This window comes from Pseudomonas sp. CM27 (assembly GCF_013179515.1).
GTDB lineage: Bacteria > Pseudomonadota > Gammaproteobacteria > Pseudomonadales > Pseudomonadaceae > Aquipseudomonas.
Genome location: NZ_JABMCN010000099.1, coordinates 1 through 14595, shown reverse-complemented (window position 1 = coordinate 14595; position 14595 = coordinate 1). Strand labels below are relative to the sequence as shown.

Sequence of the window (14595 nt, the reverse complement as noted above, 5' to 3'; positions counted from 1 at the left end):
ACCCGATCCTGCGCAACTTTCCGCCCCGCCCGGCACCCGCCAACACCCCAAGCCCCTTGTCGGTGCATCGCGGCCGGGTACTGAATGTGCCCTACCACGAGGTACGTAACGGCCTGCTTTCGCCAGCTGCCGGACAACACCTGCGCCTGCCAGCAAAAGCCCTGAAAGAGCTGGGTGTACGCCCTCGCAACGCCGTCTGCCTGGCGATGCCGGCCAGCAACATGGCCCCGCTGATTCCACTGGACGCTACCCTGGCCATCGATCTGGGCATGACCCAGGTGGTCGAAGGCGAAACCTATGCCTTGTTGCACAACGGCACGCTGAGGGTGAACAACCTCAGCCTCGGCCAGCACGGCACGCTTTACCTGCACAGCCATGACCGGCACAACTACGCGGCCGAACGCTACACCGCCGCGCAGCGTCAGGCCCAGAGGCTGGAAATCATCGGCTGGGTGTTCCACTGGTCGCATTTCCGCCAGCAACGGCCCGGCTGAAACACCCTGTGCCATTTTTTGCTGGGCAGACCGCGCGAGCCCTTGTATGCTACGCCGCACATTCAGCCCCGACCGGCGCAAGCCGCAGTCCAGAGGGCTCGGCAATATCCCACACGGTTATCTGCCATCTCTTTCAGGCCCTTGATGGCCACACAGTTAAGGCGGTTGCGACTTACCATAAATTAGTCGGAGCCGTCCCCGAGAAGCCGGCCACAAGCCGGCTTTTTAATGCCCGCAGAAAATTCGCGGCGCTGGCAAAACCCTCCCGGTCAGCGCCCACCAACTCGATATCATGGCGGGCCCCAAGCGGCCGAGTGCTTCGGCTTCAGGAGTAACTGGTCCGAAACAAATGTGTAAGCGGGCTTGTTCCGCGAAGCGCCGCGCGGGCGGCGCTTGTCACAGGCGCAGCAAATCTCCCGACATGCACCTACCCGCCCCATCCCCATCAGAACTCATACCGCGCCCCAACCATCATGCTCCGCGAAGGCCCATAGAAGTTGAACGTCGAGGTCGATCCCACCCGCGACAGGTAGTCCCGGTCAAACAGGTTGTTGACGTTGAACGTAGCCGTCAGCTTCGAAGTCACCGGGTACGACAGCATCGCATGCGGCCAAGGGTGGCCGCCGTGGCGCCGATCGATCTGCAGCCTACGTAGCGGCACGATTGCGCCGAAGGTCGTAGAACCGCGGGTTGCCAGTGGGGTGGCCCTGTGCTGTATGCTTGGCCGGTCTTCAGGGCGGGGTGCAAGTCCCCACCGGCGGTAAATCGAAAGATGAGCCCGCGAGCGCCCCGGCCATGCCGGGGGTCAGCAGATCTGGTGCGACTCCAGAGCCGACGGTCATAGTCCGGATGAAAGAAGGCGTCAGGCAGGGGCCGTTTCGGGCGCCCCTGCGCGCGCATTTTGTTCGCCCCGAGACGTTCATCGATCATTCACGAGGAGCGTTTCATGTCCACCCGCTACCACCCGCAATACCCCAACGTTACTGCCGCCATCGCTGCCTTCAAGGCCGGGCGCCCTGTGCTGCTGCTCGACGATGACGACCGCGAGGACGAGGCGGACATCATTGCCGCCGCCGAGAACATTTCGTTGCAGACCATGGCCATGATGATTCGCGATTGCAGCGGCATCGTCTGCCTGTGCCTGGACGAGGCAACCGTCGACGAGCTGCAGCTGGCGCCGATGGTGCAGAACAACCAGGCCCGGCATGGCACTGGCTTCACCGTCACTATCGAGGCGGCAGAAGGCATCACTACCGGCGTTTCGGCCCAGGACCGCATTACCACCATCGCTGCGGCACTGCGCTCCACTGCCGAACAGCGCCACATTGTCAGCCCGGGGCATGTATTCCCGCTGCGCGCCCGCAATGGCGGGGTGCTTACCCGCCGTGGCCACACCGAGGGCTCGGTGGACCTGGCACGCCTGGCCGGCCTGCGTCCGGCGGCGGTGCTGTGCGAGCTGATGAACCCCGATGGCAGCATGGCCCGCGGCGAGCAGGTGGCAGTGTACGCGCGGCAATACAATCTGCCGGTGCTGACCATCGAGGAACTGGCGCGCTACCGGGAAGCGATGGTGGAGCTGGAAGCCGAGCCTGCCTGATAGACCACACTGGGTCCATTCGCGGGCAAGCCCGCGAATGGGGCCTTGAAACCAGCCTCATTACCCCTGAAGTTTGCTCCCCCCGCCCCGCTCTGCTAGTGTCGCGCCGTTCTGACCAGCTACCGAGACAGTCGCCATGGCCCGCAAAAAAGCCTCCCTCGATTTCGAGCAATCCCTCGCAGACCTGCAAGCATTGGTCGAGCGCCTGGAGAACGGCGAATTGTCGCTGGAAGACTCGCTGGCCGCCTTTGAGCAAGGCATCGCCCTGACCCGGGACTGCCAAGGCGCCCTGGCGCAGGCCGAGCAGAAGGTGCAGATTCTGCTGGAGCGCGATGGCGAACTGGCCGCGCAGCCTTTCGATGCGGAGCCGGAAGCATGATTGGCACCTACCAGGCCAACTGCCAGGCGCGTGTCGACGCAGCCCTCGAGCCGCTGTTCGTCGCGCCTACCGATGAACTGCAACGTCTTTACGCCGCCATGCGCTACAGCGTGATGAACGGCGGCAAGCGGGTACGCCCGTTGCTGGCCTACGCGGCCTGCGAAGCGCTGGGTGCCCCGGCCGAACAAGCCAACGGCGCTGCCTGCGCTGTCGAGCTGATCCACGCCTACTCGCTGGTACATGATGACCTGCCGGCCATGGACGACGATGACCTGCGCCGTGGCCAGCCAACTACCCACAAAGCATTCGACGAAGCCTGCGCCATCCTCGCTGGCGACGGTTTGCAAAGCCTGGCCTTCGCCGCCCTGCTCGACCCGGGTTTGAGCCCGCAGGCCGACAGCATCCGCCTGGCCATGGTGCAGACCCTGGCCAAGGCTGCCGGCCCGGCCGGCATGGTCGGCGGCCAGGCCATCGACCTGGGCTCGGTTGGCCTGAAACTGGACCAGCAGGCGCTGGAGTTCATGCACCGGCACAAGACCGGTGCACTGATCGAAGCCAGCGTGCGCCTGGGCGCCCTGGCCAGTGCCCGCGCCGAACCGGCGCAGCTGGATGCGCTGCAGACGTATGCACAGGCCATCGGGCTGGCGTTCCAGGTGCAGGACGATATCCTCGACGTGGAAAGCGACACCGCCACCCTGGGCAAGCGCCAAGGCGCTGACATAGCCCGTGACAAACCGACCTACCCGGCCCTGCTCGGCCTGGAAGCGGCCAAGGCCTATGCGATAGAACTGCGCGACCAGGCGTTGCTCGCACTGCAAGGCTTCGGCGAAAACGCCGAGCCGCTGCGGGCGCTGGCGCGTTACATCGTCGAACGCCGCAACTAAGCTGCTACATCAATCCTTGTAGGAGCGAGGTTTACCCGCGAATGCGATTGTTGATCCAGCGCCGCATTCACAGGTAAAGCTGCGCCCACCAGGGGCCCCGCAACCCGTGGTCGAATGGGCACTTTTCCCACAATGGGGTAAACTGCCGCCACTTCAAACCTATAACGACTCGCCTGATGCCCACGACGTTTCAAGAGATCCCCCGCGAACGCCCGGTCACGCCGTTGCTCGACCGCGCTGACACGCCTGCCGGCCTGCGCCGGCTGGCCGAAGCCGACCTGGAGACCCTGGCCGACGAATTGCGCCAGGAACTGCTCTACACCGTGGGTCAGACCGGTGGGCATTTTGGTGCCGGTCTGGGCGTGATCGAGCTGACCATCGCCCTGCACTACGTTTTCGACACCCCGGACGACCGGCTGGTGTGGGACGTGGGCCACCAGGCCTACCCGCACAAGATCCTCACCGGGCGCCGCAACCGCATGCTCAGCCTGCGCCAGAAGGACGGCATCGCCGCCTTCCCGCGCCGCAGCGAAAGCGAGTACGACACCTTTGGCGTCGGCCACTCCAGCACCTCGATCAGTGCCGCGCTGGGCATGGCCATTGCCGCCCGCCTGCAGAACAGCGCACGCAAGTCGATTGCGGTGATCGGTGATGGCGCACTGACTGCCGGCATGGCCTTCGAGGCGTTGAACCACGCCCAGGAAGTCAACGCCGACATGCTGGTGATCCTCAACGACAACGACATGTCGATTTCGCGCAATGTCGGCGGCCTGTCCAATTACCTGGCCAAGATTCTTTCCAGCCGCACCTACGCGAGCATGCGCGAAGGCAGCAAGAAAGTGCTGTCGCGCCTGCCGGGTGCCTGGGAAATCGCCCGCCGCACCGAGGAGTATGCCAAGGGCATGCTGGTGCCGGGCACGCTGTTCGAAGAGCTGGGCTGGAACTACATTGGCCCGATCGACGGCCACGACCTGCCGACCATGATCGCCACCTTGCGCAACATGCGTGACCTCAAGGGCCCGCAGTTCCTGCATGTGGTGACCAAGAAAGGCAAGGGTTTCGCCCCGGCCGAGGTCGACCCGATTGGCTACCACGCCATCACCAAGCTGGAGCCGGCCGACAAACCTGCCGCGCCCAAGACAGCCAGCGGCCCGAAGTACTCCGCCGTGTTCGGCCAGTGGCTGTGCGACATGGCCGCCGCCGACAAGCGTCTGGTAGGCATTACCCCGGCGATGAAGGAAGGCTCCGATCTGGTCGACTTCAGCGAGCGTTACCCTGAGCGCTACTTCGATGTGGCGATTGCCGAACAGCACGCGGTGACCCTGGCCGCCGGCATGGCCTGCGAGGGCAGCAAGCCGGTGGTGGCGATCTACTCGACCTTCCTGCAGCGCGCTTACGACCAGCTGATTCACGACGTGGCAGTGCAGAACCTCGACGTGCTGTTCGCCATCGACCGCGCCGGCCTGGTGGGCGAAGACGGCCCGACCCATGCGGGCAGCTATGACCTGTCGTACCTGCGCTGCATCCCCGGCATGCTGGTGATGACCCCAAGCGACGAAAACGAGTTGCGCAAGATGCTCAGCACCGGCCACCTGTACAACGGCCCGGCAGCGGTGCGCTACCCGCGTGGTACCGGCCCGAATGCGCCGATCAGCGGTGACCTCGAGCCACTGGAAATCGGCAAGGGCGTGGTCCGCCGGCAAGGCGAAAAAGTCGCCCTGCTGGTGTTTGGCGTGCAACTGGCCGAGGCCATGCAGGTAGCTGCGCAGACCAACGCCACGGTGGTCGACATGCGCTTCGTCAAGCCGCTGGACGAGGCCCTGGTGCTGGAACTGGCTGCCAGCCATGAACTGCTGGTGACCATCGAAGAAAACGCCATCATGGGCGGTGCCGGTGCGGCGGTGGGTGAGTTCCTGGCCAGCCAGGCGGTGCTCAAGCCGCTGCTGCACCTGGGGCTGCCGGATATCTATGTCGAGCACGCCAAGCCTGCGCAGATGCTGGCCGAGTGTGGGCTGGATGCGGCCGGCATCGAGGCTGCTGTCAAAGCTCGGATGGCCAAGCTCGGCCTGTAATCCCTGGGGCCGCTTTGCGGCCCTTTCGCGACACAAGGCCGCTCCTACAGAGACCGCGCCGCTCTCCCGGCCTTCGCAATACCTGTAGGAGCGGCCTTGTGTCGCGATCGAGGGCGCAGCCCTCGTAAAATGGTACTGCCCATGAAATCCCCAACCTTTGCCACCCTGCTCTGCCTCCCCCTGCCGCTATTGGCCGCCGAACGCGACGACGCCCTCAAGCTCCCCGACGTGCTGATCAGCGCCAGCCGCCAGGTCGAATCGCGCACCGCTACCAGTGCCGCCAACACCGTCTTCACCCGCACCGACATCGACCGCCTGCAGCCCAGCAGCGTCACCGACCTGCTCAGCCGCGTGCCCGGCGTCCAGGTGGCCCCCACCGGTGGCCGTGGCAGCCTGCCAGGCATCTTCATCCGCGGCACCAAGGCCGCACAAAGCCTGGTACTGGTCGATGGCGTGCGCATCGCCAACGCCACCTCGGGCGACAGCGGCCTGCAGTTTCTCGACGTTGACCAGATCGAGCGGGTAGAAGTGCTGCGCGGCTCGCGCTCGGCGGTGTACGGCAGCGACGCAATTGGCGGGGTCATCCAGATCTTCACCCGACGCAGCAGCGGCCCCGGCCTGCAACCACGTCTGCGCATCGCGGCCGGCAGCAACCAGACATTCCAGCGCAGCCTGGGGCTTTCTGGCGGCAACGACGCCACCCGTTTCAACCTGGGCGCCAGCCTGGACGAGACTGCAGGCATCGATGCCACAGGGCCGTCCTTCGCCAGCGATGGCGACCATGACGCCTACCGCAACAAGGCCTTCAACCTGAGCCTGAGCCACACCTTCGGCGAGCGCTTCGAGGCAGGCCTGAACCTGCTCGACAGCCGCGGCCGCAGCGAATACGACAACCCGTTCGGCGGCTTCGACCCGATCACCTTCGAGAGCTTTGGCCAACAGCCGTACACCGACTTCAGTGTGAGTAGCCTGGGCAGCTACTTCGACGCCCAGCTCAGCGATGCCTGGCACTCACGCCTGGAACTTGCCCACAGCGAAAACCGCGATGACAAGCGCGACAAACTCAGCGCCGAACGCTTCGTGTTCAATACCTATCGGGACCAGGCCACCTGGCAGAACGACCTGGCCCTGGGGCAGCAACACACGCTGCTGATCGGCGCTGACTGGTACCAGGACCGCGTACATGGCAGCACCGACTTCACCGAGGACAGCCGCTGGAACCGTGCCGTGTTCGCCCAGCACCGCTACCAGGGCGAACGGTTTTCCACCGAACTGGGCGTGCGCCATGACCGCAACCAGCAGTTTGGCGGCCAGACCACCTGGAGCGGCAGCGTCACCGTCCCGCTGAACGCGCAGAACGATGTGCTGCTGTCCTACAGTGAGGGCTTCCGCGCGCCGACGTTCAACGACCTGTATTACCCGCAGTTCAGCAACCCGGACCTGGACCCCGAGCACTCCCGCAGCTACGAGCTGCAATGGCGCAGCCAGCTGACTGGCGACAGCCGCCTGGAGACTTCGCTTTACCGCACCGACCTGCGCGACGCGATCATCTTTGGCCAGGACTCGATCCCCCGCAACGTCGCCTCGGCACGCATCAACGGCCTGGAAATGGCGCTCAACCAGCAATGGGGCGCCTGGCACAGCCAGCTTGGCCTGGCGCTGATCGACCCACGCGATCGCGATACCGGCCACACCCTGGCCCGCCGCGCGCGACGCACCTTGAGCCTGGACCTGGACCGTGAATTCGGGCGCTTCAGCATTGGCGGCAGCTGGCAGGCGGTCAGCAGCAGCTATGACGATGAGGCCAACCGCAACCGTATCGGTGGCTATGGCGTGCTGGGCCTGCGTGCTAGCTGGGCGGCAACTGATGCGCTGAAACTGGAAGCCAAGCTGGATAACCTGCTGGACCGCAGCTCCAGCCGCGCCCTGTACAGCTACGAGGGGACCTACCACCCTTACCGTGAAGAAGGCCGCACGCTGCTGTTCAGTGTCACCTGGACGCCGGCGCTCTAGCGGCCAGCAGCGCACACAAGCGGGCGGTGGCTTCGATCATTTGCCCGCTGGGCCGCTCCAGCCCTTTGTCAGGCACCACCAGCAAGCGGTCATCGGCGACCGCACGGATTTGCGGCCAGGCCTTCCAGCTGGCCAGTTGCGCCTGGTCGCCGGCCAGGATGACCTGCGGGTTGCGCAGCAGCACCGTTTCCACATTCACTTGCGGCGCCGGTTGCGTGAGGTCGGCGAAGACATTGCGCGCCCCGCACACGGCCAGGGCATCGCTTACCACCTGCCGGCCACCGAGGGTATACAGCGGCCGGTCCCAGACCTGGTAGAACACCTGCAAGGGTTCTTCCCGTCGATACTGCTTGCGCAGTTGCTGCAGCCGGTCACGCAGGGCTTGAGCGTAGTTCTTGCCTTGCTCGGCACGGCCGACGCGCGTGGCGATGGCCTCGATCTGCTCGATCAGCTGCTCGATGCCATGGGGTTCAGCACTGAAAGTAGCGATGCCAAAGCGCTTGAGCTGGTCGCGCTGGGCGGGCGCCACGCTGCCTGGCCACAGCAACAGCAGGTCGGGACGCAGGCTGAGCAGGCGCTCCATGTCCAGTTGCCCCTGGCGCCCTACCGAGGGCAGGTCACGCAGCGCCGTCGGTCGCTCGCCACCGTCGAGCACCCCCACCAGCAGGTCGTCGGCGTGCAGCTCGAGCATGATTTCGCTCATCGAAGGTGCCAGGCTGACGACCCGCAGCGGTTCGCCGGCCATTGCAGTGCAGGCCAGCAGCGCCAGCAGGCCAGGCAGCAGGCGCATCAGCCGAGCTGGCGCGGAATGCGATAGAGGTACAGCACCACAACGGTCGACAGTGCCAGCAGGATCTGTGGCACCGCCTCCAGGCCAACCAGCACCGACAGCGCTGCGACCCAGGCCGGGAAGCAGGCATACAGCATGGCCAGGCGCCGCACCCGCGCCAGTTCGATCCAGGCGGCAGGTTCTTCACTGGTGCCGAGCACTTTGGAAGTGGCGATCAGCGCGCGCTTGTAGGCACCGAAGCGTGGCAGGCTGAGGAACATGGTCGCCGCACCGGCGATGAACAACGGCATCGCCAGCAGCGGGATCAGCGCATCACCGCCACCGAAGGCCCAGGCCATGACCGGCAGCGGCACCAGGCCCATCGCCAGGTACTGCCACCAGGCCAGCGCCAGACGCCGCTTGACCTGGGCGCGGGTCACGCCTGGGGCACCTCGCCCTGGTGTTCGCTGCCCAGCATGTGGCCCAGTTTGCCGGCCTTGGTCGCCAGGTAGTAGCGGTTGTGCGGGTTGTGACCGGTGTGCAGCGGCACCCGCTCGGCAACCACGATGTTCATGTCGGTCAGGGCTTTGACCTTGCGCGGGTTGTTGGTCATCAGGCGCAGGGCCTTCACGCCCAGGTGTTCGAGCATAGGCAGGCAGATGGCGTAGTCGCGCTGGTCAGCGGCAAAGCCCAGGCGCTCGTTGGCTTCTACGGTGTCGGCGCCGCCATCCTGCAGCTCGTAGGCGCGGATCTTGTTCAACAGGCCGATACCACGGCCCTCCTGACGCAGGTACAGCAGCACGCCACGGCCTTCGCGGGCAATGGCCTGCAGGGCGGCCTCCAGCTGCGAACCGCAGTCACAGCGCTGGCTGAACAGGGCATCGCCGGTCAGGCACTCGGAATGCAGGCGCCCCAGCACCGGCTGCCCGTCCGCGATGTCACCCAGGCTGAGCACCACGTGCTCACGGCCGGTGGCTTCCTCAAGGAAACCATGCATGGTGAAAGTCGCGAAGGGCGTCGGGAGTTTAGAGGCGGCAACAAAGACGACGGGCACGTTGTGCTCCTGGAATAAGTTGAAAATTTCTCGTGGGCCGATTGTATCAGCAGGTTGGGGGATATGGGCGGGCTGAATACCGTGGGGCAGGATCGAAAAGTTCGATGCTTGGCAGAGTCCGGCACCCGGTCAATCGGGTTTGCACAGTCCCTGTGGGAACCGCGCCAGGCCACATGAACAGGATTCAGTGCGGTGTGCTATCTGCAGTGAACGGATACGGCTGCTTCCAGTGCTCGAAAATCGGCTTCAGCTCGCCACTGCGCACAAGTTCGGCCATGCGCTTGTCGAACAGATCGCGCAAGGCCCTGGCCCGGTCGTTGCGGGCGAAGGCCAGGTACAGCGGCAGTTCGGCTACATGGGTGCGGCGGAAACGCTCGGGGTGCGGGGCCTGGCTGAGCACGTAGTCCACCTCGGTCAGCGCATCGATGTAGAAGTCCACGCGATCGTGCTCGAGCATTGGCAAAATGCCCTCGCGGCGCTGGATTTCACGGAAGTCATGAGCATTGGGCAAGTAGCTGGAATAGTCGTAGCCACGCACCCAGGCCAGGCGGTAATTGCCTACGTTTTCCGGGGTCGGCACAGGCTTGCTGGCCAGACCAAGGGCGTAGATGTGGTCCAGATCGAAGTGCCAGCGCGGGTAGAGGTTGTCGTCGCTCTCATCCTTGTAAGAACCCACCCAGGCATCGGCCTCACCCCGTTTCACCAACCCGACTGCACGGCTATAGGGCGCACTCTGGGCAACCACCTTGACCCCGGCCGGCTCGAACACCTTGCGCAATACGTCCCAGGCCACCCCGGTACCGTCGGCGTTGGTGTAGTCGAGCCATTCTTCGCTGACCAGATGGATCTGCTTCGGCACGCCGTCGGCAGCCATCACCCACGGGGCAAAGCCAAGCAGCATCGCCAGCAGCACAGTCCTTATGGCCATTCACGCGCTCCCTGTTTCAGGCAACCGCCCACACCAGAACCTGCATGCCCAGCCAGGCGAACACGCCGGCCAGGATATCGTCGAGCATGATGCCGACGCCCCCATGCACATGGCGATCGATCCAGCGGATCGGCCACGGCTTGAGGATGTCGAAGAAGCGGAACATCAGGAACCCCGCCAGCAACCACTGCCAGCCTTCCGGCACCAGCCAGAGGGTGATCCACATGCCGACGATCTCGTCCCAGACAATGCCTTCGTGATCGTGCACGCGCAAGTCATTGGCGACCTTGCCGCACAACCAGAAGCCGAACAGCATGCTCACCCCGAGCAGCAGCCAGTAGCCCCAGTCGGGCAGCATCTGCCACAAAGGAATGAACGGTATGGCGACCAGCGAACCCCAGGTGCCCGGCGCCTTGGGCAAGGTGCCGGAACCGAAGCCAAACGCGATGAAGTGCCAGGGGTTGCGCCAGACCGAAGGCGGAACGAACTCCGCAGGCACCTGGTTGGGGTGATCGGTCACGGTGTCTCCCTAAAGTGTTGATAGCCCCGCTGAACGGGGGTGATGTCATGGCCCAAGGCGTCGTGCAAGGTCACACCCTGCCCTTCGAGCACACGACCAATGGTATGCACCTCGATGCAATCGAAGGCAGCCAGAGCTGCCAGCGCCCCAGGCGGCAAGGTGAAAGCCAGTACATAGTCATCGCCACCGCTGAGGGCGGCCTGCAGCGCCGCCTCACGGCCGAGAAACGCCTCTACAGCAGGAGACACTGGCACCTGCGCCAGGTTCACCTGCAGTGCGACAGCGGACGCCTTGGCAATATGCCCACAGTCCGCGAGCAGGCCATCAGAGATATCCAGCGCCGCCGTGGCCCGGCCGCGCAGCAGCTGACCCAAGGCGAGCTGCGGCATCGGCGACCAGTAGTGGGCCAGCAGCGGCTCGGCCTGCTCGGCCGGCGCCTCGCGCTGACCCAGCACCAGCGGCAACGCCCCCGCCGCCTTGCCCAGCACACCACCGACACACAGCAGGTCGCCCGGCCGGGCGCCGCTGCGGCGCAGGGCCTGGCCAGCGGGTACACGGCCGAACACGGTCACGGTGATACTCAGCGGGCCACGTGTGGTGTCCCCACCAATCAGGCTCATGCGGCAACGCTGGGCCATGCGGCTAAGGCCGTCGGCGTAGGCCGCCAGCCAGTCAGGGCCAACGTCAGGCAGGGTCAGGGCGAGGGTAAAGCCGATTGCGGTCGCGCCCATGGCTGCCAGGTCACTGGCTGCCACGGCCAACGAACGCTGGCCAAGCAGAAGCGGATCGCAGACAGCGGGAAAATGCACGCCGGCGACCAGGGTGTCGGTCGACACCGCCAGTTGCTCACCGGGCGGAAGGCTGAGCAAGGCGCAGTCGTCGCCGATACCCAGGGCCACGCCCTCGCCACCCTGCGCACAAGGCGCGGCGGCGAAGTAATGGTTGATCAGCTCGAACTCACCCATGGTTCGCAAGCGCCTGGATCAGCGCTTGTTCGCCTTGACTTCGGCTTCTCGAAGCGACGGTGCCAGCTTGTCCAGCACACCATTGACGAACTTGTGGCCGTCAGTGGCGCCGTAGACCTTGGCGAGTTCCACGCCTTCGTTGATGACCACGCGGTACGGCACGTCCACGCGCTTCATCAGTTCCCAGGTGGACAGGCGCAGCACGGCCAGTTCAACCGGGTCGAGTTCGTCCAGGGCGATGGTCATGCAAGGCACCAGTGCCTGGTCGATTTCGCTCTTGAACGCCGGAACCCCATGCAGGATTTCGCGGAAATAAGCACCGTCGACATCGGTAAAATCGTTATCGACCCGAAACTGCGCTTCGATCTCGTTCAGCGAGTGCTTGGCCATGTGCCACTGGTAGAGGGCCTGGGTCGCGAGCTGTCGGGCTTCGCGGCGCTTGGCGCTCTTCGAGGGCTTGCCGGCATCCGCAGGTTTTGGATCGCGCGGGTTGAAACGATCGCTTTCGTCGCTAATCACTTGGCCTCCAACTGCGCCAGCAGGCTGACCATTTCCAGAGCGGACAGGGCAGCTTCAGCACCTTTGTTGCCGGCTTTGGTGCCGGAACGCTCGATGGCCTGTTCGATGGAGTCAACGGTCAGCACACCGAACGCCACCGGTACACCGAACTCCATGGACACCTGGGCCAGGCCCTTGGTGCATTCGCCCGCCACGTATTCGAAGTGCGGGGTACCACCACGGATCACCGCGCCCAGGGCGATGATCGCGTCGTAGGCGCCTTGCTGGGCGACTTTCTGTGCTACCAGCGGGATTTCGAAAGCACCCGGGGCACGGATGATGGTGATGTCGCTTTCGCTGACACCGTGGCGTACCAGGGCATCAACGGCACCGCTTACCAGGCTTTCAACGACGAAGCTGTTGAAGCGGCCAACCACCAAAGCATAGCGACCTTTGGGGGCGATGAAGGTACCTTCGATGGTCTTCAGGGTCATTCCGATATTCTCATCTTCAAGAGCGAGGCCGCATACAAGCGGCCTCGACAGGGTTCTGGACTCGAGCAGAGGGCGTCAATGCCGCCTCAAGTCACTCGGAGGGCACGTATTCTACAACTTCCAGATCGAATCCGGATATCGCGTTGAACTTCATCGGCGAACTCATCAGGCGCATCTTGCGCACGCCGAGGTCGCGCAGAATCTGCGAACCGGCGCCAACGGTGCTGTAGGTGGTCGGTGCCTTGGTCGGCACATCGCCCGCGCTTTCGCGGATGTGCGCCAGCAGCACGTCGCCGTCCAGCGGGTGACCCAGCAGCAATACCACGCCGCTGCCAGCCTCGGCCACCGCGGCCATGGCCGCACGCAGGCTCCAGCGGCCCGGCTGCTTGACCAGCAGCAGGTCGCGCAGCGGGTCCATGTTGTGCACGCGCACCAGGGTTGGCTCTTCGGCGCAGATCTTGCCCAGGGTCAGGGCCATGTGCACGTCGCCTTCCACTGCATCGCGGTAGGTAACCAGGTTGAATTCACCCAGTTCGCTTTCGACCGGTTGCTCGGAAACGCGCTGCACGGTGCGCTCGTGGATCATGCGGTAGTGGATCAGGTCGGCGATGGTGCCGATCTTCAGGCCGTGCTCGGCGGCGAACACTTCCAGCTCGGCGCGACGCGACATGGTGCCGTCGTCGTTCATCACTTCGCAGATCACGCCACTGGGCTCGAAACCGGCCATGCGCGCCAGGTCGCAGGCTGCCTCGGTGTGCCCGGCACGGGCCAGGGTGCCACCTGGCTGGGCCATCAGCGGGAAGATGTGGCCAGGGCTGACGATGTCTTCGGCCTTGGCATCCTTGGCGGCGGCGGCCTGCACGGTGCGGGCACGGTCAGCGGCGGAGATGCCGGTGGTGACACCCTCGGCGGCTTCGATCGACACGGTGAACTTGGTGCCGAAGCCCGAGCCGTTGCGCGGCGCCATCAGCGGCAGCTTCAGGGTTTCGCAACGCTCGCGGGTCATCGGCATGCAGATCAGGCCACGGGCGTGCTTGGCCATGAAGTTGATGTGCTCGGGCAGGCAGCATTCGGCTGCCATGATGATGTCGCCTTCGTTCTCGCGGTCTTCGTCATCCATGAGGATGACCATTTTGCCCTGGCGGATGTCTTCTACCAGTTCTTCGATGCTGTTGAGCGCCACGCGGCACCCCCTTCTCAATCAGGATTTCAAGAAGCCATTGGCGGCCAGGAAGCTTTCGGTGATGCCACTGCCCTTGCTCGGTTCGGCGGCCTTGTCACCCAGCAGCAAGCGCTCCAGGTAACGGGCCAGCAGGTCGACCTCAAGGTTTACCCGACGCCCTGCACGGTAGTCGGCCATGATGGTTTCGGACAGGGTGTGCGGGACAATGGTCAGCTCGAACTCGGCGCCATTGACCTCATTGACCGTCAGGCTGGTGCCGTCGACGGTGATCGAACCCTTGTGGGCGATGTACTTGGCCAGTTCCTTCGGTGCACGCACGCGGAACTGGATGGCGCGCGCGTTATCGCTGCGCGAGATGATTTCGCCGACCCCGTCGACATGGCCGCTGACCAGGTGCCCACCCAGGCGAGTGGTGGGGGTCAGGGCCTTTTCCAGGTTGACCTTGCTGCCGCTCTTGAGGTCGATGAAGGCGGTGCGCTTGAGGGTTTCGACGCTGACGTCGGCCCAGAAGCCGTCGCCCGGCAGTTCGACCGCAGTCAGGCACACGCCATTGACGGCAATGCTGTCGCCAAGCTTGACGTCAGCCAGGTCGAGCTTGCCGGTTGCGACATGCACGCGCACGTCACCGCCCTTGGGGGTGAGGCTGCGAATGGTGCCGATGGATTCGATGATGCCGGTGAACATGGGGTCTTCCTCAAAAACGGTTTGCGCGGGGCAAGCCCGGCATTATACGCCGGACGCAGGT

The 14595-nt window shown here is 64.7% G+C and carries 17 protein-coding genes and 1 riboswitch; of the genes, 6 read left to right on the top strand and 11 right to left on the bottom strand.

What is annotated here, in order from left to right; all coding sequences use genetic code 11:
- On the top strand, window positions 1–494 hold a 494-nt coding region (locus HP547_RS14200), incomplete at its 5' end, for a S24 family peptidase (RefSeq protein WP_306140376.1).
- Between the two features lie 445 nt (window positions 495–939).
- Here HP547_RS14200 and HP547_RS14195 read toward each other — a convergent pair.
- A complete protein-coding gene (locus HP547_RS14195) occupies window positions 940–1155 on the bottom strand; it encodes a hypothetical protein (protein ID WP_372242463.1) in 216 nt (71 codons plus the stop codon).
- Between the two features lie 62 nt (window positions 1156–1217).
- A riboswitch (FMN riboswitch) is annotated at window positions 1218–1359 on the top strand.
- Between the two features lie 81 nt (window positions 1360–1440).
- On the opposite strand from HP547_RS14195, the gene ribB reads away from it, so the two are divergent.
- From ribB to HP547_RS14170, 5 genes are all read left to right on the top strand, one after another.
- Window positions 1441–2091 carry a 3,4-dihydroxy-2-butanone-4-phosphate synthase gene (gene ribB, locus HP547_RS14190; RefSeq protein ID WP_172286630.1) on the top strand — a complete coding sequence of 217 codons (651 nt, stop codon included), beginning with the start codon at window positions 1441–1443 and terminating at the stop codon, window positions 2089–2091.
- Between the two features lie 136 nt (window positions 2092–2227).
- Window positions 2228–2470: an exodeoxyribonuclease VII small subunit gene (locus tag HP547_RS14185; protein WP_027594918.1), complete on the top strand. Its 243-nt coding sequence runs from the start codon at window positions 2228–2230 to the stop codon at window positions 2468–2470.
- Window positions 2467–3354 (top strand): (2E,6E)-farnesyl diphosphate synthase, encoded by an 888-nt coding sequence (gene ispA, locus HP547_RS14180; protein ID WP_172286629.1) that lies wholly within the window; start codon window positions 2467–2469, stop codon window positions 3352–3354. The genes HP547_RS14185 and ispA overlap by 4 nt, the downstream gene beginning before the upstream one ends.
- A 176-nt stretch (window positions 3355–3530) precedes the next feature.
- A complete protein-coding gene (gene dxs, locus HP547_RS14175; RefSeq protein ID WP_172286628.1) occupies window positions 3531–5426 on the top strand; it encodes a 1-deoxy-D-xylulose-5-phosphate synthase in 1896 nt (631 codons plus the stop codon).
- A 141-nt stretch (window positions 5427–5567) separates the two neighbouring features.
- Complete coding sequence (locus HP547_RS14170) at window positions 5568–7439, top strand: TonB-dependent receptor domain-containing protein (protein ID WP_172286627.1); 1872 nt, start codon at window positions 5568–5570, stop codon at window positions 7437–7439.
- Here the strand turns inward: HP547_RS14170 and HP547_RS14165 are convergent.
- The 10 genes from HP547_RS14165 to HP547_RS14120 form a co-directional block, all read right to left on the bottom strand.
- A complete protein-coding gene (locus HP547_RS14165; RefSeq protein WP_172232073.1) occupies window positions 7417–8229 on the bottom strand; it encodes a cobalamin-binding protein in 813 nt (270 codons plus the stop codon). The two genes, HP547_RS14170 and HP547_RS14165, sit on opposite strands and share 23 nt — an antisense overlap.
- Window positions 8229–8648: an MFS transporter gene (locus tag HP547_RS14160; RefSeq protein ID WP_172232076.1), complete on the bottom strand. Its 420-nt coding sequence runs from the start codon at window positions 8646–8648 to the stop codon at window positions 8229–8231. Before HP547_RS14160 ends, HP547_RS14165 begins: the two co-directional genes overlap by 1 nt.
- Complete coding sequence (gene ribA / locus HP547_RS14155; RefSeq protein ID WP_172232079.1) at window positions 8645–9262, bottom strand: GTP cyclohydrolase II; 618 nt, start codon at window positions 9260–9262, stop codon at window positions 8645–8647. Before ribA ends, HP547_RS14160 begins: the two co-directional genes overlap by 4 nt.
- Window positions 9263–9446: 184 nt before the next feature.
- Window positions 9447–10190, bottom strand: a complete 744-nt coding sequence (locus HP547_RS14150; RefSeq protein WP_172286626.1) for an ABC transporter substrate-binding protein — start codon at window positions 10188–10190, stop codon at window positions 9447–9449.
- A 16-nt stretch (window positions 10191–10206) separates the two neighbouring features.
- Window positions 10207–10710 (bottom strand): phosphatidylglycerophosphatase A, encoded by a 504-nt coding sequence (locus tag HP547_RS14145; RefSeq protein WP_003255391.1) that lies wholly within the window; start codon window positions 10708–10710, stop codon window positions 10207–10209.
- Window positions 10707–11675 (bottom strand): thiamine-phosphate kinase, encoded by a 969-nt coding sequence (gene thiL / locus HP547_RS14140; RefSeq protein ID WP_172286625.1) that lies wholly within the window; start codon window positions 11673–11675, stop codon window positions 10707–10709. Before thiL ends, HP547_RS14145 begins: the two co-directional genes overlap by 4 nt.
- An 18-nt stretch (window positions 11676–11693) precedes the next feature.
- The gene (gene nusB, locus HP547_RS14135; protein WP_172220555.1) at window positions 11694–12194 is read right to left on the bottom strand and encodes a transcription antitermination factor NusB; all 501 of its coding nucleotides are present in this window, start codon (window positions 12192–12194) and stop codon (window positions 11694–11696) included.
- Window positions 12191–12667 carry a 6,7-dimethyl-8-ribityllumazine synthase gene (gene ribE / locus HP547_RS14130; RefSeq protein WP_003255395.1) on the bottom strand — a complete coding sequence of 159 codons (477 nt, stop codon included), beginning with the start codon at window positions 12665–12667 and terminating at the stop codon, window positions 12191–12193. Before ribE ends, nusB begins: the two co-directional genes overlap by 4 nt.
- Window positions 12668–12758: 91 nt before the next feature.
- The gene (gene ribBA, locus HP547_RS14125; protein WP_172286624.1) at window positions 12759–13850 is read right to left on the bottom strand and encodes a bifunctional 3,4-dihydroxy-2-butanone-4-phosphate synthase/GTP cyclohydrolase II; all 1092 of its coding nucleotides are present in this window, start codon (window positions 13848–13850) and stop codon (window positions 12759–12761) included.
- 18 nt (window positions 13851–13868) lie between these two features.
- A complete protein-coding gene (locus HP547_RS14120) occupies window positions 13869–14534 on the bottom strand; it encodes a riboflavin synthase (RefSeq protein WP_172220561.1) in 666 nt (221 codons plus the stop codon).
- Window positions 14535–14595: the final 61 nt, after the last annotated feature.

What these genes read in the sequence shown, in the direction of transcription:
- dxs (WP_172286628.1), top strand. Translation starts at nt 3,531, where the DNA reads ATGCCCACGACGTTTCAAGAGATCCCCCGCGAACGCCCGGTCACGCCG.
- HP547_RS14120 (WP_172220561.1), bottom strand. Translation starts at nt 14,534, where the DNA reads ATGTTCACCGGCATCATCGAATCCATCGGCACCATTCGCAGCCTCACC.
- ribE (WP_003255395.1), bottom strand. Translation starts at nt 12,667, where the DNA reads ATGACCCTGAAGACCATCGAAGGTACCTTCATCGCCCCCAAAGGTCGC.
- thiL (WP_172286625.1), bottom strand. Translation starts at nt 11,675, where the DNA reads ATGGGTGAGTTCGAGCTGATCAACCATTACTTCGCCGCCGCGCCTTGT.
- ispA (WP_172286629.1), top strand. Translation starts at nt 2,467, where the DNA reads ATGATTGGCACCTACCAGGCCAACTGCCAGGCGCGTGTCGACGCAGCC.
- HP547_RS14150 (WP_172286626.1), bottom strand. Translation starts at nt 10,190, where the DNA reads ATGGCCATAAGGACTGTGCTGCTGGCGATGCTGCTTGGCTTTGCCCCG.
- ribB (WP_172286630.1), top strand. Translation starts at nt 1,441, where the DNA reads ATGTCCACCCGCTACCACCCGCAATACCCCAACGTTACTGCCGCCATC.
- HP547_RS14165 (WP_172232073.1), bottom strand. Translation starts at nt 8,229, where the DNA reads ATGCGCCTGCTGCCTGGCCTGCTGGCGCTGCTGGCCTGCACTGCAATG.
- HP547_RS14185 (WP_027594918.1), top strand. Translation starts at nt 2,228, where the DNA reads ATGGCCCGCAAAAAAGCCTCCCTCGATTTCGAGCAATCCCTCGCAGAC.
- HP547_RS14170 (WP_172286627.1), top strand. Translation starts at nt 5,568, where the DNA reads ATGAAATCCCCAACCTTTGCCACCCTGCTCTGCCTCCCCCTGCCGCTA.